The sequence below is a fragment of the Geodermatophilus sp. SYSU D00696 genome, from assembly GCF_054050235.1.
In genome coordinates this window covers 36,132-54,912 of sequence record NZ_JBJGYY010000008.1, presented here as the reverse complement: position 1 = coordinate 54,912, position 18,781 = coordinate 36,132, and the positions used below count along the sequence as shown (strand labels likewise).

16 protein-coding genes and 1 pseudogene are annotated in these 18,781 nt (G+C 72.0%); 9 read left to right on the top strand and 8 right to left on the bottom strand.

Translation table 11 applies throughout. From position 1 onward, the window contains the following. Positions 1-11 precede the first annotated feature (11 nt). Positions 12-1,061, top strand: a complete 1,050-nt coding sequence (locus ACI79O_RS07290; RefSeq protein ID WP_456877727.1) for a potassium channel family protein — start codon at positions 12-14, stop codon at positions 1,059-1,061. 152 nt (positions 1,062-1,213) lie between these two features. Next, complete coding sequence (locus tag ACI79O_RS07285; RefSeq protein WP_456913687.1) at positions 1,214-2,740, top strand: glycoside hydrolase family 6 protein; 1,527 nt, start codon at positions 1,214-1,216, stop codon at positions 2,738-2,740. 64 nt (positions 2,741-2,804) lie between these two features. Here ACI79O_RS07285 and ACI79O_RS07280 read toward each other — a convergent pair whose 3' ends face one another. From ACI79O_RS07280 to ACI79O_RS07255, 6 genes and pseudogenes are all read right to left on the bottom strand, one after another. Beyond that, positions 2,805-2,981, bottom strand: coding sequence for a hypothetical protein (locus ACI79O_RS07280; protein WP_456877728.1), 177 nt, complete (start codon positions 2,979-2,981; stop codon positions 2,805-2,807). Between the two features lie 159 nt (positions 2,982-3,140). After that, positions 3,141-3,470, bottom strand: a pseudogene (locus tag ACI79O_RS07275) (universal stress protein); the annotation flags it as partial. 371 nt (positions 3,471-3,841) lie between these two features. Next, on the bottom strand, positions 3,842-5,098 hold the full coding sequence (locus ACI79O_RS07270) for a tannase/feruloyl esterase family alpha/beta hydrolase (protein ID WP_456913686.1): 1,257 nt from the start codon (positions 5,096-5,098) through the stop codon (positions 3,842-3,844). Positions 5,099-5,556: 458 nt separating this feature from the next. After that, positions 5,557-6,624 (bottom strand): alpha/beta fold hydrolase, encoded by a 1,068-nt coding sequence (locus ACI79O_RS07265; protein WP_456888300.1) that lies wholly within the window; start codon positions 6,622-6,624, stop codon positions 5,557-5,559. Positions 6,625-7,012: 388 nt separating this feature from the next. After that, positions 7,013-7,147 carry a methionine/alanine import family NSS transporter small subunit gene (locus ACI79O_RS07260; RefSeq protein ID WP_456877722.1) on the bottom strand — a complete coding sequence of 45 codons (135 nt, stop codon included), beginning with the start codon at positions 7,145-7,147 and terminating at the stop codon, positions 7,013-7,015. After that, a complete protein-coding gene (locus tag ACI79O_RS07255; protein WP_456913685.1) occupies positions 7,144-8,778 on the bottom strand; it encodes a sodium-dependent transporter in 1,635 nt (544 codons plus the stop codon). The genes ACI79O_RS07260 and ACI79O_RS07255 overlap by 4 nt, the downstream gene beginning before the upstream one ends. A gap of 599 nt (positions 8,779-9,377) precedes the next feature. Between ACI79O_RS07255 and ACI79O_RS07250 the strand changes: the two genes are divergently transcribed. Then, entirely contained in the window at positions 9,378-9,683 is a 306-nt protein-coding gene (locus ACI79O_RS07250; protein ID WP_456913684.1) for an antibiotic biosynthesis monooxygenase family protein, read from the top strand. A 171-nt stretch (positions 9,684-9,854) separates the two neighbouring features. Here ACI79O_RS07250 and ACI79O_RS07245 read toward each other — a convergent pair whose 3' ends face one another. Both ACI79O_RS07245 and ACI79O_RS07240 read right to left on the bottom strand, forming a co-directional pair. Then, positions 9,855-10,739 carry an MBL fold metallo-hydrolase gene (locus ACI79O_RS07245; RefSeq protein WP_456913683.1) on the bottom strand — a complete coding sequence of 295 codons (885 nt, stop codon included), beginning with the start codon at positions 10,737-10,739 and terminating at the stop codon, positions 9,855-9,857. A 52-nt stretch (positions 10,740-10,791) separates the two neighbouring features. Further along, entirely contained in the window at positions 10,792-11,457 is a 666-nt protein-coding gene (locus ACI79O_RS07240) for a GntR family transcriptional regulator (RefSeq protein ID WP_456913682.1), read from the bottom strand. 253 nt (positions 11,458-11,710) lie between these two features. Between ACI79O_RS07240 and ACI79O_RS07235 the strand changes: the two genes are divergently transcribed. The 6 genes from ACI79O_RS07235 (at position 11,711) to ACI79O_RS07210 (ending at position 18,780) form a co-directional block, all read left to right on the top strand. Then, positions 11,711-13,474, top strand: a complete 1,764-nt coding sequence (locus tag ACI79O_RS07235) for a PEP-utilizing enzyme (RefSeq protein ID WP_456913681.1) — start codon at positions 11,711-11,713, stop codon at positions 13,472-13,474. Between the two features lie 11 nt (positions 13,475-13,485). Further along, positions 13,486-14,364: a PEP/pyruvate-binding domain-containing protein gene (locus ACI79O_RS07230; protein ID WP_456888310.1), complete on the top strand. Its 879-nt coding sequence runs from the start codon at positions 13,486-13,488 to the stop codon at positions 14,362-14,364. Positions 14,365-14,467: 103 nt separating this feature from the next. Further along, positions 14,468-15,298: an FAD binding domain-containing protein gene (locus tag ACI79O_RS07225; protein ID WP_456888582.1), complete on the top strand. Its 831-nt coding sequence runs from the start codon at positions 14,468-14,470 to the stop codon at positions 15,296-15,298. Further along, positions 15,295-17,406: a xanthine dehydrogenase family protein molybdopterin-binding subunit gene (locus tag ACI79O_RS07220; protein ID WP_456888311.1), complete on the top strand. Its 2,112-nt coding sequence runs from the start codon at positions 15,295-15,297 to the stop codon at positions 17,404-17,406. Before ACI79O_RS07225 ends, ACI79O_RS07220 begins: the two co-directional genes overlap by 4 nt. Positions 17,407-17,479: 73 nt before the next feature. Continuing rightward, complete coding sequence (locus tag ACI79O_RS07215; protein WP_456888313.1) at positions 17,480-17,935, top strand: (2Fe-2S)-binding protein; 456 nt, start codon at positions 17,480-17,482, stop codon at positions 17,933-17,935. Beyond that, positions 17,932-18,780 carry a fumarylacetoacetate hydrolase family protein gene (locus ACI79O_RS07210; RefSeq protein WP_456888314.1) on the top strand — a complete coding sequence of 283 codons (849 nt, stop codon included), beginning with the start codon at positions 17,932-17,934 and terminating at the stop codon, positions 18,778-18,780. Before ACI79O_RS07215 ends, ACI79O_RS07210 begins: the two co-directional genes overlap by 4 nt. The last annotated feature ends 1 nt before the right edge of the window (position 18,781 follow it).

Here is an 18,781-nt window from a genome sequence, read left to right as displayed (position 1 = left end):
TCCGCCACGTGATGGGCGGACACGGCGCGGGTGAGGACCCGCACACCGGGGTGCAGATCGCCCACGAGGAGCCCTCGCCGATCCGTCAGGTGACCCGGCGTCTGCTCATCGCGACGGTCATCCTGGTGATCACCATCCTGCTGGTGTGGCTCGACCGGGACGGCTACCGGGACAACGCCGACGGCGACGTCACGCTGCTCGACGCCGCCTACTACTCCACGGTCTCGCTCTCGACCACGGGCTACGGCGACATCGTGCCCGTGACCGACGGCGCCCGTCTGTTCAACTTCGCCGTCATCACGCCGCTGCGGGTCATGTTCCTGATCGTGCTCATCGGGACGACCCTCGAGGCGCTCACCGCGCGCTCGCGCGAGGAGTTCCGCATCCGACGCTGGAGGTCCCGCGTGCGCCAGCACGTCATCGTGTGCGGCTACGGCACCAAGGGGCGCAGCGCCATCCGCTCCCTGCAGGCCACGGGCACGCCGCTCGAGAACATCGTCGTCGTCGATCCCGAGACGCGGGCGATCGACGAGGCCAACTCCACCGGGCTGACCGGGATCGTCGGGGACGCCGGCCGCACGGACGTGCTGCGCCGGGCGCACGTCGAGCGGGCGCGGGCGGTCATCGTGGCGGCCAACCGCGACGACGCAGCGGTGCTCATCACGCTGACCGTGCGCCAGCTCAACCACAGCGTCCCGATCACGACCAGCGTCCGCGAGGAGGAGAACGCCCAGCTCCTGCGGCAGTCCGGTGCCGACACGGTCATCACCACCTCGGCCACGGCGGGGCGGCTGCTCGGCCTGTCCACCGACAGCCCCCGGGTGGTCTCGGTGGTGGAGGACCTCGTCACCGGCGGCCAGGGGCTGGACCTCTCGCAGCGCGAGGTCACCGCCGGGGAGGTGGGTCTCGGCCCGCGGGACCTGCGCGACATCGTGCTGTCGGTGACCCGCGGCGGGCGCACGCTGCGCTTCGACGACCCCCTGATCGGCACGCTGCAGAGCGAGGACGTGCTGGTCGTGGTCCGCTCGCACGGGCCCAACGGCCACTACGCGCGCACCTGACGGGTGCGTCCCGGCGACCGCGCCGGGACACGGACCCGCCCCGGAGTTGACCGTAGCCGGTCGACCACTCAGAGTGACGGGACATCTCGACGCGCCTGCGTCCCGTCCCCTGGAGGACCTCCATGCCCCGTGCCTCGACGACGAGGCGACGGGTGGCGACCGCGGTCGCGGCCACCGCCACGCTCCTGCTCGCCGGACCCACCGCGACGGCCACGGCCGACGACGTCCTCGAGCCCGGCACCCCGCTGTCCACCAACCCGGAGAGCACCACCCTCGAGGCCGCCCAGGACCTCGCGGGCCAGGCGCGCGCCGACTCCCAACTGCTCGGCGGGTACGCCTCGGCCACCTGGTTCACCCGGGGCACACCCGACGAGGTCCGCGCCGAGGTCGCGGAGGTCGTCGCCGCGGCCGACGCGGACGACGCCGCGCCGGTGCTCGTCGCCTACAACGTCCCGTTCCGCGACTGCGCCCAGTACTCCGCAGGCGGTGCCACGAGCGTCGCCGAGTACGAGGCCTGGATCGACGCCTTCGCCGCCGGCATCGGGGACCGCGAGGCGGTGGTCGTCCTCGAGCCGGACGGCCTCGGCATCATCCCCTGGTACACCACCCTCGACGGTCAGCAGGAGTGGTGCCGGCCCGCCGAGGCCGACCCGGCCACGGCCGCCGCCGACCGGTTCACCATGCTGGAGCACGCCGTCGACGTGCTCGGCGCGCTGCCGGCCACCGACGTCTACCTCGACGGGACGCACAGCGGCTGGCTGGGCGTCGGCGAGATCACCGACCGGCTGATCCGGGCGGGGGTGGCCGACGCCGACGGCTTCTTCCTCAACGCCTCGAACTACGTCGCCACCGAGCGGCTCGAGAAATACGGCACCTGGGTGTCGGACTGCATCCACCTCGACCTCAACAGCTGGTGGGACCGCTCCTGGTGCGGCAGCCAGTACTCCCCCGCCGACCCCGCGGACCTCGCGACGTGGACCCGGACCGACGCCGCCTACGACGAGGCGTTCGCCCGGACCGGCCTGGCGCGCGACCCGGCGGGCCAGGCGCACTTCGTCATCGACACCAGCCGCAACGGGCAGGGCACCTGGACGCCGCCGGCCGGCTTCCCGAGCCCGCTGGACTGGTGCAACCCGCCCGGCCGCGGGCTCGGCCACCTGCCCACGACCGAGACGGGGCACGCGCTCCTCGACGCCTACCTGTGGATCAAGGTACCCGGTGAGTCGGACGGCTCCTGCCACCGCGGATCGGCGGTGCCCCACCCGGACGACCGGACGCCCGACCCCGCCGCCGGGCAGTGGTTCCCCGAGCAGGCCCGGGAGCTCATCGCGCTGGCCGACCCGCCGGTGCCGGCGCCCACCTGCCACGTCTCCTTCCGGGTGACCGGCTCCTCGCCGCAGGGGGCCACGACCCAGGTCCGGGTCCGCAACACCGGCACCACCGCCGTCGAGGACTGGCGGCTGGAGTGGACCTTCCACGAGGACGAGACCGTGTCGGACCTGCGGGGCGGCACGGCGCAGCAGGACGGGGCGTCCGTGACGGTGGAGTCCCTCGACCGGAACCGCACCATCCGGCCCGGCCGGGAGATCCCGCTGTCCTTCACGACGGCGGCCGGCGGGACCCCGGTCACCGAGCCGTGGCTGTTCACGCTCGACGGCCGGACCTGCACGTCGGACTGACCCCTGACGCCGGCGGGCGGGATCCCGAGGGACCCGCCCGCCGGCCCGGGCGCCGGGAGTGCGGTCAGACCGGCAGGGCGGCGACCTCCTCGGCCAGCCGGGCGTCGGCCAGCACCAGGTCGGCGGCGGTGGTGTGCCAGCCGGCGACCAGCAGCAGGGGCCAGGGGCGCTCGTCGTCGGCCGAGGCGGTGGCCGCGACGAGGCCGGCCTGCGCCACGGCACGGCACGCGATGGGGTTCATGCTCCGGTGATCGGCACCGATGGCGCGGAGTGCAGCCGGGCGGGCCGGCTCCCTCCTCCGGGGGAGTGCGACGAGATCCGCGGCGTGCACCGGTCTGCCCCGGGTAGGCCGAGGAGAGGAGGACCGATGACCACCTCCGGAGTGGGGCACCGCCCGGGCCACGCTGCCGAGCAGGAGCTCCCGGCCGGCCGACCGGCCCCGGGAGCCGACGGCGATGACGGCGGCGCCCCGGTCGGCCGCGTACTCGGCGAGGGTGGCCGCGACGGCGCGGGCGCTTCCGACCGGCCCAGGTCGGGCAGCCGGACCGTGCCGGCCGGGACCGGCTCCCCGTGGCCGTCCACGGTGACCCGCACGAGCTCCCAGCCGGGGAGGAGGGCTGCGGACGCGGCGGCGGTGCGCTAGGCCCCGGGCGAGCCGTCGGAGGCCACGAGCACCGGACCGGAGGCCGCCGACGCACGCTCGCCGGTGGTCAGCGGGCAGGAACGGCACCCGCAGCGGCCGTTCCCTGCGGGAGCGGCTGTCACGAGCCCGTCCTCGTCGGCGCGGGGTCCGCCGCCGGGTCGGCGCCGGCGCCGGCGCCTCGTCGTGGTGGCGGCTCAGCGAGCAGGACCGGGACCGGCGCGCGTCGTGTCAGGCACTGGGTGACGCCGTGAGGAGGCAGCCAGCCCGCGCGTTCGGCCAGCAGGTCGTGCCACGCCCGCAGCCGCGAGCCGCCTCCGAGCGATGGCCGTGCACACCGGCGACGTCGTGCTCCTCGCCGTCCTCTCACCTGCGACGGGGAGCGGGACGAGCCGCGAGGCGGAGGGCCCCTGGCACGGACGGCGTCCGCACCGGGGCCCCCGCGACGGCGACGGGGCGGCTCAGCCCAGTGAGCAGGAGTCCCGCAGCGCCGGGTCGGTCGCGCCCACCCCGGCCGGACGCGGGACCGTCGTGCCGGCCGGCGGCTGGACCCCCTCCTCCACCCAGCCCGTGAGCGCGTCGAAGGCCGTGCGGAAGCAGGGCAGCATCGGCCGCAGGTGCTGCGGGTCGAGAGTCACCAGGCTGTCGACGTGGTTGCCGCCCTCGATGCGGTAGTACCGGTGCAGCCGGTCCCGGCTCCGGTCCGCGACCATCCCGGCGTAGACGTCGCTGTCGGTGGCGATCGGCAGCAGGGTGTCGAGCGTCCCGTGCAGGGTGAGCAGCGGCTTCTTGATCTTCCCTGTCAGGCTGATCCGGGCGAGCGCGTCGTGCACCGCCCCGGACCGGGGGTCGGCGAACCAGGCGTCGTAGGTGGCGTCGCTCGGGCACGGAGCCAGGATGGCGGGCAGGCTCGTGCCGGCCGTCGGCCCGGGGCAGGCGGGGTCGTAGGAGGGGTCGAACTCGGCCCGGTAGGTCTTCTGCGTCAGGCCCCAGTAGACCTGCTCGTGGTAGTCCCACAGCGGCTCGGAGCCGCGCGCGAAACCGGCGGCGTACATCTCCTCGGCGGTCGCCTGACCCAGGGTGTAGCGCACCGCGGTCGGCAGGTAGGTGAAGAGGTTGGGCCCGTCGGGGGTGAAGAGGGTGCCCTCCCAGTCGACGCCGCCGTCGTAGAGGTGCGCCCGGTTCTCCAGCTGCCACCGCACGAGGTAGCCGCCGTTGCTGATGCCGGCCATGTAGGTCCGTTCCGGCGCCCTGCCGAGGTGCTGGCGGAGGGCGGTCTTGGCCGCGACCGCGAGCTCGGTCACCCGCTCGTGCCACTCCATGACGGCGTCCCCGGGCGCGACGCCGTCCCGGTAGAAGTCGACGCCGTTGTTGCCCTTGTCCGTCGAGGCGTAGGCGAAGCCCTGGGCCAGCACGAAGTCCGAGACGAGGAAGTCGGAGGCGTACTGCTTGCGGGTGCCGGGTGCGCCGGTCACCACGAGGCCGCCGTTCCAGTCGTCCGGGATGCGGAGGACGAACTGGCTGTCGTGGTTCCACCCGTGGAGGGTGTTGGAGGTGGACGTGTCGGGGAAGTAGCCGTCGATCTGCAACCCCGGCACACCGGTCGGGTTCGGCGTGCCGGGCACGTGCAGGCCCGTCCAGTCCGCGGCGTCGGTGTACTGGCCGGGGGGCGCCTGCTGCAGGCCGGACGTGGTCAGGTCGGGCAGGCAGGCGGTCACGCTGTGCTCGGCGCCGGGGACCTCGACCGTGTCACCGGCCGCGCACGGCCGAGGGCCTGCGCCCGGACCTCCCGGTGCGGCTGCGGCCGGTGCTGCCTGCAGCGCGAGCGCCGCCGCGACGCCGAGTGTGATGGAGGTGGTGCGCCTGCGCTGTGACACTGGGACTCCCTCGTCCGGCCGTCGGCCGTCCGCGTCCTCGACGACGAGCCGTCGAGGACGCGGACGACACGGTGGGTCGGATCACATGCTGGGGTGGCCGGCTGCGATGCACCACGTGCCCATCCCACAAGCGGCGACGCCGGGGATGTGCGCCGCGCACACAGCCGTCCGAGGGGTCCGCCGACCGCAGGTGCGTCACCCGGCGGCCGGGGTCCGGCAGGGCGGTGCGGGCTCCGGACGGACGCTCGGCCACCGGTCGTCGCTGGGGCGGGCTCCGGCGGGGAGCCGCCCGCCGCGGGTCAGACCGGGGTGTCGAGCAGCTCGGAGAGGTTGCGGTCGACCTCGTCGAGGTAGGTCTTCTCGAAGCCGAACAGCCCGAAGTGGCCGGCGATGCTGGGCAGCACCCGCAGTTCGCTGCCGGCGATGAGTGCCTGCTCGGCGGCGCAGTCGCGGACGGGGAAGAACATGTCCTCGTCGATCGGCATGACGAAGGTCCTCGCGGTGATCCGGCCCAGCGCCGCGGCGAGGTCCCCGTCGGTGTGGCGGGTGACGTCGCCGCGCTGCCACTTCCAGGCCATGCTCAGCAGCGCGTTGGGGTCCATGGCCTGGAAGGTCGCCCGGACGAAGCGGTCCTGGAACTCCTCGAACGTCGACCAGGTGACGTCGGGCAGCTCGATCTGCCGCCAGTACTCGGTCTTCCAGAACTCGGTCGACAGGCCCAGCACCGCCCAGATGTCGGCGTGCCGGCGCAGCCCGTCGGCGACCTCGGTGTGCGAGCGGTACTCCCCGCCGTTCCACCCGGGGTCGGAGGTGATGGCGTCCATCAGGGTCTGGGTGAACAGGAAGTCGTGCGGGGTGTTCTGCGCGGTGCCGGCGATGGGCGCGGCCCGCAGCACCTGCTCGGGGAACCGCACCGCCCACTCGTAGGTCTGCTGCGCGCCCATCGAGCCGCCGACGACCAGCGCCCACCGCTCGATGCCGAACAGCTCCGCGGCCAGCTGCTGCTGCGCGCGGACGTCGTCGCCGATGCGGACGTGCGGGAAGCCCGACATCGCGATGTCGCCGTCGGCGTTGTGCGGTGAGGTGCACAGCCCGTTGCCGATCTGGTTGACCACCACGATGAACCAGCGGCTGGGGTCCAGCGCGCGGCCGGGACCGATGTAGACCATCTCCCAGGTGGCGTGGGTGCCGCTGAACCAGGTGGGGATGAGGACCGCGTTGTCCTTCGCCGCGTTGAGCTCGCCGTAGGTGGCGTAGGCCATCTGCAGGTCGGGGATGTGCCCGCCCTCCTCCAGGTCGAAGCCGCCCAGGGAGTGCATGCGGTAGGCGCCCTGCACCTCGGGTGTGTAGAAGGGGTTCTCGATCACGGGCACTCCTCGTCTCGGCGGGTGGTGACAGCCGCCACTCTCGCGGAGCGAGACGCTTCGGACCAGCATCCGTGGCCGGACCGACGGTTCCACGGTCAGGCCCGGCGTGCCGCGACCTGCTCGCCGGTGGTCCCGGCGGGTCCCCGCAGGAGTCCGCCCGGCACGCGGTGGTGGGCGGTCAGCACCTCGTCGGCCCTCGCCGGAACGTCTCCTCCTCCACCGCCGTCGGGGTGCGCGGGTGGTGTCGTAGCACGGCAGTGGCGCCGTCGAGGGCCCTGCGCCGGTCCGCGTGGACCCGGGACGTCGGCCAGCAGTGGGGCCGGGGTCAGGTCGTGGAGGGACCACCGGCGCCGGCTGACCCCGGGCACCGTGCGGACGCGACGGGAGGTCAGCGGTCCCGGCGCACGACATCGGCGCGGTCCTCGACGGCGCCGTGACGCACCAGGCTGGCGATGGCGAGTGCGAGGCCGCCCCAGATGACGACCATCGCCACCACCATCATGACGATCGCGGCCGCGCTCACCGGATGCCTCCTTCGTCGTGCCCGGTCACCGGGCGGTCGCGGCGGGCCGGATCAGCCGCGGACGTCGCGTGCAGCGGCGCCGCCGGATCAGAGCCGGGTGGCGGCCCGTCGAGGTGGGTCCCGGCGCGCCACGGCAGCCGGGCGAGGAGGAAGCCGACCAGCGGCAGCGCCAGGACCAGCAGCCAGCCGAAGACCAGCAGGAGCCAGGTGGGGTAGTCCTCGTAGGGCGCGGCGAGGTCGTCGCGCAGCGCGAGGACGAGCACGACCCCCAGGCCCACCGGGGCGACGAGGCTCGTCAGCACGCGCCAGCCCGTGCCGACCCGGGGACGGCCGTGGACGTTGAGGTGGTCGCCGAGGCTGCCCAGGGCCCGCAGCACCCAGGCGACGATCAGCATGCTGATCAGCGCCACGACCAGGATGCCGTACTGGTTGACGAAGTGGTCCACGACGTCGAGCACGTAGATGCCGCTCGTGGTGCTGAACAGCACCAGGCTCAGCACAGCGGCGGGAACGCCGACCGCGAGGGTCGCGGTGAGACGGCTGGTGTCGAGCTTGTCACGGACGGCGGAGATCACGACCTCGATCACGCTGACCAGCGAGGTGATGCCGGCGATGACCAGCGAGCCGTAGAACAGTACGCCGAGGAGCGCGCCGGCCGGGGCCTCGCTGATGATCGTCGGGAAGGCGATGAAGGCCAGCCCGATCCCGTCGCTGGCGACCTCGCCGACCGCGACCCCGCCGGCCTGGGCCATGAAGCCCAGGGCGGCGAACACGCCGATGCCGGCGAGCAGCTCGAAGCCGGAGTTCGAGAAGCCGACGACGAGGCCGGAGCCGATCATGTCCTCGCGACGGCCGACGTACGAGGCGTACGTGATCATGATGCCGAAGCCGATCGACAGCGAGAAGAAGATCTGGCCGAACGCGGCGGCCCAGACGGGAGCCGAGGCGAGTGCCGACCAGTCGGGAGTGAACAGCGCGTCGAGGCCGGCAGCGGCGCCCGGCAGGAACAGCGCCTGGACCACCAGGACGGCGAAGGCGAGCACCAGGACCGGGATGAAGACCAGCGAGGTCGCACCGATCCCGCGCTGGACGCCCAGGGCCATGATCACGAGGACGGCCAGCCAGACGAGCAGGAGCGGCACGAGCACCCCGGGCACCACGTCGGCGGTGACCTCGACGTCTCCGGCCCGGAGGAACTCCCCGAAGAAGAACCCCTCGGGGTCTGCGCCCCACGCCTCGTCGAGGGAGAAGAGGGTGTACCGCAGCGCCCAGGCGATGACCGCTGCGTAGTAGATGGCGATGACGAAGCAGATGCCGACCTGCCACCAGCCGAGGCCCTCGGTGCCACGGCGCAGCCGGGCGAAGGAGAGCGGCGCGGAGCCGCGGTGGCGGTGGCCGATCGCATAGTCGAGCAGGAGGAACGGGATGCCCGCCGTCAGGAGTGCGACCAGGTAGGGCACCACGAAGGCACCGCCGCCGTTCTCGTAGGCGACGTACGGGAACCGCCAGATGTTGCCCAGCCCGACCGCCGAGCCGATCGCCGCCAGGATGAAGACCCGCCTGTTGCTGAAGGCGCCCCGACGGCGCTCCTGGTCAGGCTGCCCCGTCGCTCGCCCCGCCGTCGTGCTCATGCGACCTCCTGCGTCGTGAGCCGCCGAACCGGCGAAGGTCAGGAGCACCGGTCGACGTCGCGCCGTTGGACAGAGGATGCCAGGACCCGGGCGGCTCCGCGGGCGGAGGATCCCGGCCGCGCTCCCGCGGACCTGACGACGGAGGCGGAGCCGTCGACGCCGAGCACCTGTGCCGTCCCCGCGGCGGAGACCCGCGGCCGCCCGGCATCTGCGCGGGATCTGCGAAGACCTCGGGGTGGGATGGGATCTTGGCGGAGTGCAGACCCGCAGCTCAAGAGCCCTGTTCCCGAGCCCTGCGCCGAGTCCGCACACGAACTGCGCCGAGTTCGCACAGCGTCCTCGGACTCGGAGGCGATCGCCTACGCCGAGGAACGCGGGACACCGCTGTACCGGCTGGACCCGCATCCCGGCTGACTGGGCTGCACCTGGCCGGGTGCAGGCGGCCTCACCACGGAGAATGCCGTCACGCCCCGTGCGGTCCGCGCCGCACCGGACGCCCGGGCGCCGTGCGAGCGTGGGTCCCGGCACAGATGCCGTCCCCGGCCGACGCACGGACACGCGAAGATCGGCAGGGCGAGCACTCGGCGAGGGAGCAGACGATGATGACGGTCCTGACGACCAGCAGACTGCGCGCTGGGTCCGAGGACCAGTGGGATGCAGCGATGCGCGAGCGGTTCGAATCCGCGCAACGCCGGCCAGGCTGGGTGTCTGGCCAGCTGTTGATCCCTGGAGACGAGCCTCGGTCACGAGTCATCGTCGGGACCTGGAACAGCCGCGAGGACTGGAAGGCCTGGCATGACGATCCGGCGTTTCTCGACAAGCGCGCGGTGCTCCAGGATCTGGAGTCAGGACCCAACGTGACCCAGTGGTTCACCGTCGTGGCGGACGCCCGAGCCGACGCCTAGGCCACCCGGCCAGCTCATCTGCTGCGTCCGGCCTCAGTCGACAGCGGCCACACGAAGGCCGCCTCGCCTCCCCATGTCGCCAACACGCGATCCTCGAGCGAGGCCTTCACCGGTTCCGCTCCGCCAGCCGCTGTCGCGCCCTTGCCGTGCCAACCGGACATGGATCGCCGCTCAGCTGCTGCGGGGAGGGATCGGCGCCTCCTGACGGGCGCTGAACTTGTCGAACAGTGAGCCGGCGTTGAGCGTCTCGACGTAGTCCAGCATGTACTCCTGGCCGATGTCGACGGGCCCCAGCTTCGGGAACTTCACCCGCGCCTGCGTCTCCTCCTTGTTCCAACCCGCCGCCACGGCCTCCGCAACGGCCGCCTTCCAGCTGAGCAGGGCGGCGCGCTGACGGTCCACGTACGAGAGATCGGTGACCGGCCCGTGCCCGGGCACGACGGTGTCGACGTCGAGGGCCCGGATGATCTCCAGGGAGGCAAGCCACTGGTCGACGTCACTGGTCATCAGCCAGGTCTGGCACTCGCAGAAGACGCTGTCGCCGGTGAAGACCATCCGCTCCTGCGGCACGTAGACCGCGAGCTGTCCGGGGGTGTGACCAGGCGTGTGCAGCAGGTGGAAGTCGTGGTCCCCGACCCGCAGGGAGAGGTCCCCGGTGAAGACGATCTGGCCCTTGTTGGGGTCCGCGTAGTACTCGTCCCGGTCCGGGAAGAGCGCGATCCCGTCGGGGTCGTCAGTGGGCAGGGCCTCGCGGGCGTACTCGAACGGGTCGAGTTCGGGGTACACGGTCATGAAGTTGTCGTAGAGCCCCTTGTGGTTCACGACCGTGCCGGCCCCGCGGAAGTACCAGTTGCCGAAGATGTGGTCGACGTGGTGCTCGGTGTTGACCAGGTACTGGACCTCGCCGAAGGTCTCCACGAACCGGCGCATCTCCACGGCCCGCGTCGGCAGCTGCGGAGTGTCGATGACGACCGGGCCGGCCGAGGTCACCACGAAGCTGGGGTTGCACCCCCGCACCTTGGTCTCGGTGAACACGCGGTCGTTGAGCTGCTGCATCCAAGTCTCCGGGGGGCTCGGTCGGTGCGGACGGAGGGGGCGTGGGACGGGGTCAGTTGTCCCGAGCGGCGGTTGCGCGGTTCAGCAGGGACGCGCCGAAGAACTCGATGTGCGCGCGCATCTCCTTGCCGGCCAGGTCCGGGTCGCGGTACTGGACGGCCATCAGGACGGGGCGGTGGAGCTCGGCGATGGCATGCAGGTCGGAGTGGCCGCGCAGCACGCTGACCACGGTCCTGGCCTCGACCCGCAGGGAGCGCCACACCTCGAGGAGAACCTGGTTGCCCGAGGCCTCGACGATGATCTCGTGGAAGCGGGTGTCGTGGACCAGTAGCGCGTGCAGGTCGCCGGCGTCGGCGGCCTCGCGCATACCGGTCAGCTCATCCTGCAGAGCGTCCAGGTGGTCCGGGGTGATCCGGGTCGCGGCCTCCCGGCCGGCGACCTCTTCCAGGGCGGCCCGTACCGGGTAGATCTGGCCGAGTTCATCCACGGTCATCTCGCGGACGCGGGCGCCCTTGTGCGGCTGCGACTCGATGAACCGCATCGCCTCGAGATCCCGCAGCGCCTCTCGCACCGGTGCTTGGCTGACGCCGAACTCGGCAGCGAGCACGCTCTCCTTGACGCGCTCCCCGGGTCCGTACGTGCCGTCGAGGATGCGCTCGACGATCAGATCCTTGATCTGGTCGCGCAGGACGCCGTTGCGCCGAAGTGGCCGATCCACGCGTTCTCCCTCGGTCAGGACCGCACCCGGGGCCCGTCTGATTATCGATACTACGGCCCGTGACTGTGCTGTCAACCACGGTCATCGAGCGGCCAGCGCCGTAACTTGAGGCGCCAGTCACGCAAATCCGTGCTGCGGGGTTGACGGGCGTCACATCGCTCTGCCAGATTATCGATAGTTCGACCGCCTGCCTCCGAGGCAGCGCCCTCAGTACGGCCCCCCACCGACCCCCTGACCCCCAACCGGAGTGGGCATGAGCGACGACAACGTCTTGGCGACCTTCTTCGGGGACGACGAGTTCCCGGTGCAGTGGGAGGCCGGCCAGCAGGAACTGTTCTGGGTGCACGACGACCTGCACATCCCGAACCCCGTCTCCCCCATGTACGCCGACATCGGCGGCTGGTGGCTCAAGTGCGACTACATGTTCCGGCGCTTCGGTACCCCGTTCGCCTCCGACTGGATCTCCAAGATCGTCAACGGCTACGTCTACACCGCCGCGATCCCGGCGACGCCGGGCCTGTCGGCGGAGGCGTCGGAGTACGGCGCCCGCTACACGCCCCGCGTCCCGCTGGACCCGCAGGACCCGGCCGAGCTCGGCGGCTACATGGGTTGGACGCTCCCCTACTACGCCGAGAACTTCCTCGGCTGGTGGCGCGACCGGCTCCGCCCGGAGATGGAGCGCAACTTCGTCCGGTTCGACGAGTACGACTACGACGCCGCGAGCCTGGTCGAGCTCGCGATCCTCCTCGAGGACGCGATCGACATGCACGACCGGCACTGGCAGATCCACTGGGTGCTCAACTTCGCCCAGTTCTCCTCCACCCTCGCGCTCAACGCCGCCATCGCGGCGGCCAAGGGCGAGGGCGACCACTCGGCGCTGATGGGGCGGCTGCAGAGCTCCACCGAGAACCGCAACTGGGACTCCATCGAGGAGCTGTGGAAGACCAAGGAGTGGGTCAAGAAGGAGCAGGGCGAGGTCGCCAAGGCGTTCACCCGCCCCACCGCCGGTGACGTGATCCGCGCGCTGGAGGGCACCGACGAGGGCCGCGCGTTCCTCGCCGAGCACATCGAGCCCTACCAGAAGACCTTCGGCTTCAAGTCGATGTACGCCCACGAGTTCTCCTTCAAGACCTGGCGGGAGAACCCGGCCCCGATCGTCGAGGCGGTCCGCGGCTACCTCGAGTCCGACTACGACTACCCCTCCGAGCTCAAGGCCGTGGCCGAGGACCTGGAGAAGGCGAAGGCCGAGGTCTTCGTCGGCGTGGAACCCGGCCCCGCACGCGACGAGCTGGAGCGCGCGCTCGACCTGAGCCTGCGGATGAACCCGCTCACCCCGGACCACCACTTCTACATCGACCAGGGCACCAACGCCCGGGTCCGGCTGGTGCTCATCGCCATCGGCAACAAGCTGGTCGCGGACGGCAAGCTCGACGACCCCGAGGACGTCATGTACCTCAAGTACAACGAGCTGCGTCGCCTCATGGCCGACACCAACTCGTTCGACGCCCGGGAGCTGGTCGGGGACCGTCGCGATGCCCGCGAGGACGCCTACGAGCTGCGTCCGCGCGACTGGGTCGGCACGGCCACCAAGGAGGCCGTGGCGTTCCCCTACCTCTCGCTGTGGGCCTTCCCCGAGAAGCTGGAGCGACCCGCGCCCTCGCACGCCGGCGAGATCCCGGGCCTCCCGGCCTCCGCGGGCGTCGTCGAGGGGACCGCGCGGGTCGTGCTCTCCCCGGAGCAGTTCAGCGAGGTGCAGCGCGACGAGATCATCGTCTGCCGGATGACCAGCCCGGCCTGGGTCGTGCTGTTCACCAAGATCTCCGGCCTGGTCACCGATGCCGGCGGCATGGCCTCGCACCCGGCTGTCGTGTCCCGCGAGTTCGGGATCCCCGCGGTCGTCGGGACCTCGGACGCCACCCGGCGCATCAAGACCGGGGACCGCGTCCGGGTCAACGGCTCCACCGGCCGCGTCGAGATCGTGGCCGATGTCCCGGCCGCGTCCTCCCAGGCCCTCTGAAGGTGAGCCCGATGACCGCGATCCTGCCGCCCCCGACCGCCGAGGAGCGATCCGCCGTGTCCACGCACGACCAGCCGCTCGTGCTGCCGTTCAGTGACCCCCGCTGCCAGGTGGTGGAGCTGACCGGCGGCAAGGGCGCCAGCCTGGCCACCATGACCGCCGAGGAGCTGCCGGTCCCGCCCGGCTTCGTCATCACCTCGGCAGCCTTCGCGGCCGCCGTGGACGAGGAGGCCCTGCGGGAGGCGATGCGCCGCAAGGACGTCGAGGCCGCGAGATCCCTCGTCGCCGCGGCGAAGCCTCCGCGCGAGCTGATCGAACGCGAGTACGCCAAGCTGCAGGGTCTGGTCGCCGTCCGGTCGTCGGCCTGTGCCGAGGACTCCGAGGGCGCCAGCTACGCCGGCCAGCAGGAGACCTTCCTCAACACCGACGGTCTCGAGGCGGTGCTGCACGACGTCGTCGAGTGCTGGCTGTCCTTCTTCACCGACCGCGCCGTCTTCTACCGCCAGGAGAAGGGGTCGCTGGAGGACGTCGCGATGGCCGTCGTCGTCCAGCAGATGATCGACAGCCAGAAGTCCGGCGTCATGTTCACCGTGGACCCGGTGCACGGCCGCAGGGACCGCATGGTGGTCGAGGCCGCCCGCGGACTGGGCGAGGCCGTCGTCTCCGGCGAGGTCACCCCGGACAACTACACGCTGTCCCGCCAGGGGGCGGTGAAGAAGTCCAAGGTGGTGGACGCCGAGCCGGTGCTCACCGACGAGGAGTGCGTCGCCCTGGCCCAGATGGGGCAGAAGCTCGCCGAGCTGCACGGTGTCCCCCAGGACATCGAGTGGGCCTTCGACGAGGCCGGCGACCTGTACCTGTTGCAGTCCCGGCCGATCACGACCGTCTGAGCCACGGCTCGCCGGGGGCACGGCGGCCCGAGTCGCCGTGCTCCCCGGCGGAGCCATGCCCGTCGAGCACACGAACCACGAACAGGGAGCACACGTGACCTGGATGGCGCCTCGCACAGTCGCCGAGGCGGTGGAACTCAAGGCGGCCCACCCCGATGCCACCGTGGTGGCCGGAGGCACCTTCGTCGGCATCCTCACCCGGCAGGGGTTGCTCGACAGCGACGAGTGGATCTCGCTGCAGAACATCCGCGAGCTGCGGCACATGAACACCAGCGCCGAGCTGGCTCTCGGGGCGATGGTGACCCACCGGCAGATCGAGCTGCACCCCGACGTGGCCACCGGATGGCCGGGACTGCGCCAGGTGTTCGCCGTCGTGGCCAGCCCCCGTGTCCGCAACGCGGCGACCATCGGCGGCGTCCTCGGCGACGCCGACTACGCCTCCGACCCGCCCGCCATGCTGGTCGCCTGCGGGGCATGGGTCGAGGCGCTCAGCGTCCGGGGGCTGCGCCGCATCCCCGTGGCCGACCTGATCCTCGACCACTACGAGACCAGCCTCGCCGAGGACGAGCTCATCACCCGGGTGCTCGTCCCCCGCGGGCGGCACCACACCACCTACCGCAAGCTGCGCACCCGCAGCCAGGAGGACCGGCCCAGCGTGGCGGTCGCCGCGGCGCTGCACGACGGGACGGTGTCCGTCGTCGTGGGCGCGGTCTCCGGGCGTCCGCAGTTCTTCCCCGACCTCTGCGCCACCTGGGTGCCGGGCCAGGACGCCAGCGTCCGGTCGGTCGCCGATGGCTACGCCGAGCGCATCGAACCGATCAGCGACAACCGCGGGTCGGCCGCCTACCGCACCCGCGCCATCGCCGTCGAGGTCCGCCGCGCCCTGGAGGACCTCACACCGGCGGCCCTGACCTCACGGAAGGCAGCGGCATGACCGACCCCCGCATCCGCGCCCAGCTGCGCTACCCCGTCGACCTGACGGTTCCCGGGATGTGGCACGCACGAGTCGTGCGCTCCGCCTACGCCTCGGCTCGGGTCACCGACGTGGACACGTCGATGGTCCCCGAGGGGGTCGTCGTCCTGACCCCGGCCGACGTCGAGGGCCTGGGGCGCTACGGCGCGCAGATCCGCGACCAGCACATCCTGGCCGGCACCGCGCGGCACATCGGTGACCCGGTCGCTGTCGTCATCGCGCCCGACGAGGCCTCGGCGCGCGCCGCCGCCGCGCTCGTCGACGTCAGCTACGAGGAGCTGCCGGCCGTCTTCGACGAACGCGAGGCGCTCCGCCCCGGCACGCCGTTGGTGCACGAGACCATCCCGGTCAGCTCCAGCGACTCCGCCTACTTCGGCATGCGGCCGCTGGAGGGCACGAACATCTGCCACCGCTTCCGGATCCGCACCAACGGCATCCCCCAGGGCGAGCCCTACAGCGCCGACCCCGAGCCCGACGACGCCGCGGAGGGCTTCTCGGCCGCCGAGGTGATCGTCGACGAGACCTTCTACATGCCGGCGGTGCAGCACGTGCCGATGGAGCCGCACGCCTGCATCGCCACCTGGACCGACGGCCGGCTCGAGCTGACCACCGGCACCCAGACGCCGTTCAACATGCGCCAGGACCTCGCTGTGCTGTTCGGCGTCCCGGAGTCCGACGTCCGCGTCGTCGTCCCACCCATGGGCGGCTCGTTCGGCGCGAAGACCTTCGTCCGGACCGAGGCCATCGCCGCCGCCGCCGCGCAGCGCGTGAACCGCCCTGTGCGCCTGGTGCTGGACCGGGACGAGGAGTTCGTCACCATCACCCGGCACGCGGCCACCGTGCGGATCCGGCTCGGTGCCACCCGCGACGGCCGGTTCGTCGCCAAGCGCGTGTGGTGCTGGGTCAACACCGGCGCCTACGCCGACTGCGGGCCCGGCGTCGCGATGAAGATGGGCTACGCCGGTGTGGGCCCGTACCGCTTCGACGCCGTCGCCGTCGACTCCTACTGCATCTACACGAACCTCCCGCCCGCCGGCGCCTACCGCGGGTACGGAGCCACCCAGTCGGTGTGGGCCTCCGAGCGCGTCACCGACCTGATGGCCGAGCGGCTCGGCATGGACCCCGTGGAGCTGCGGCGCAGGAACGTCCTCGTCGACGGCGACGTGTACTGCACCGGCGAGACCATGCACGACGTCCACTTCGAGGAGCTGCTCGACGACGCCGCGCGCGCGGTCGACTGGCGGCCCGGCGGACCCAACCCCGGCAAGGGCATCGCCGTGATGCTCAAGGGGATGCAGACCCCGAGCAAGGCCGAGGTCGGCATCCGCCGGGTGGGCCCGGACCGGTACGAGGTGCTCAGCGCCACCACCGAGATGGGCCAGGGCTCGGCCAGGGCCATCGCTCAGCTCGCCGCCGAGCTGCTCGGTGTGGAAGCGGACCAGGTCGACGTGCCGCCGCCGGACACCGACCGCGTGCCGTACGACACCCGGACGACGTCGAGCCGTTCGACGCACATGATGAGCCGCGCACTCGAGGCCGCCGTCGCCGACCTCAAGGACAACGGCACCGACCACGGGCACGGGCGCATCGCCAACGAGGGCGGCCTGGACCTCGACACCGGCCAGGGCGTGGCGTCCTCCCACTGGCACCAGGGCGCTGCGTCAGCCCAGGTCGAGGTGGACGAGGAGACCGGCGTCCTCACCCTCCGCCGACTGCACGCCTCCTCCTACGCGGGCCGTGTGGTCAACAAGGCGGCGGCCGAGCTCCAGCAAGAGGGCTCGATGATCATGGCCCTCGGCACCACGCTGTTCGAGGAGATGACCTTCGACGAGGGGCAGGTCGTCGGCCCCAACCTCTCCGACTACAACATCCCCTCCGCCCTCGACTGCTCGCCGATCACCCAGACCATCCTCGAGCTCGAGGGGGCCGAGGTGCACGGCCTCGGCGAGACCGCCCTGCCCCCCGTCCCGCCGGCCATCGGCAACGCGCTCGCCAGCCACGGCTACTCCCCCACCCGGCTGCCCCTCACCCCCGAACGGGTGCTGGCCTGCGCGAAGGAGCCCGCGTGACCGAGCGTGCGAGGTCACCAGAGAACAGAGCAACGGTGTTCGCGCGTGCGACGAGCGCCAGCGAGGAGGACGCGTGAACATCACCCTGCAGATCAACGGCGCCCCGGTCGACCTCGAGGTCGACGAGGGCGTGATGCTGCTGGAGGTCCTCCGCGACCAACTCGGCCTGCTCGGCGCGCGCGGCACCTGCGGTGTCGGCCTGTGCGGCGCCTGCACCGTGCTGGTGGACGGCCAGCCCATCTCGTCGTGCATCATGCTCGCCCCGCTCGCACAGGGCCGCGCGATCACCACCGTCGAGGGGCTGCCCGACGACGACCCGGTGGTCCAGGCCTTCGACCGGCACCACGCCTTCCAGTGCGGCTACTGCATCCCCGGCATGGTGCTCACCTCGAAGGCCTTCCTCGGCGAGTGCGCCGGCAGCGGCACCTGCCCGTCCCGCGAGCGGATCGCCGAGGCCCTCGGCGGCAACCTGTGCCGCTGCGGCTGCTACGTCAAGATCATCGACGCGGTCCAGGAGGTCGGCTCGTGAGGTACGTGACCTACGCAGCTCCCGACGGCACCGGCCGGGTGGGACGCCTGGACGGCGACACCGTCCTCGACGTCGGCTTCGACGGCGACATGATCGCGTTCATCGAGGCCGGCGCCCCGATCGGCACAGAGCGTCCGGCGCCGGACGCTCGCCTGCTCGCGCCGCTGCAACCCCGGTCCTTCCGGGACTTCCTCGCCTTCGAGGGGCATCTGAAGAACGCGTTCAAGAACCTCGGCCGCGACATCCCCGCCGAGTGGTACGAGGTGCCGGCCTTCTATCGCAGCGTCGGCAGCACGGTCACCGGCCCGGACACCGAGCTGACCTGGCCGTCGTACACCGAGCTGCTCGACCACGAGCTCGAGCTCGCCGCGGTGATCGGCAGGCCGTGCAGGGACGTCACCGCCGCCGAGGCGCTGGACTACGTCTTCGGCTTCACGATCTGGAACGACATGTCCGCCCGCGACGTCCAGCGGCGCGAGCTGCCGGTCGGGATGGGGCCGGCCAAGGCCAAGGAGTGGGACGGCTCGAACGTCCTCGGCCCGTGCATCGCCACCCCGGACGAGATCGACCTCGCCACGCTCGAGCTGGAAGTCCGCGTCAACGGCGAGCGCTGGGGCGGCGACACCACCGCGGCCATGCACCACGGCTTCGGTGACCTCATCGCCTACGCCGCCCAGGACCAGACCCTCCTCCCCGGCGAGGTGCTCGGCTCGGGCACTGCCACCGGGGGCTCGGGCCTGGAGCTGGACCGCTGGCTGCAGCCCGGCGACGTCATCGAGATGGAGGCCGGACCCATCGGCGTCCTGCGCAACACCGTCGGAACACCCAACCGGAAGGACCACTGAC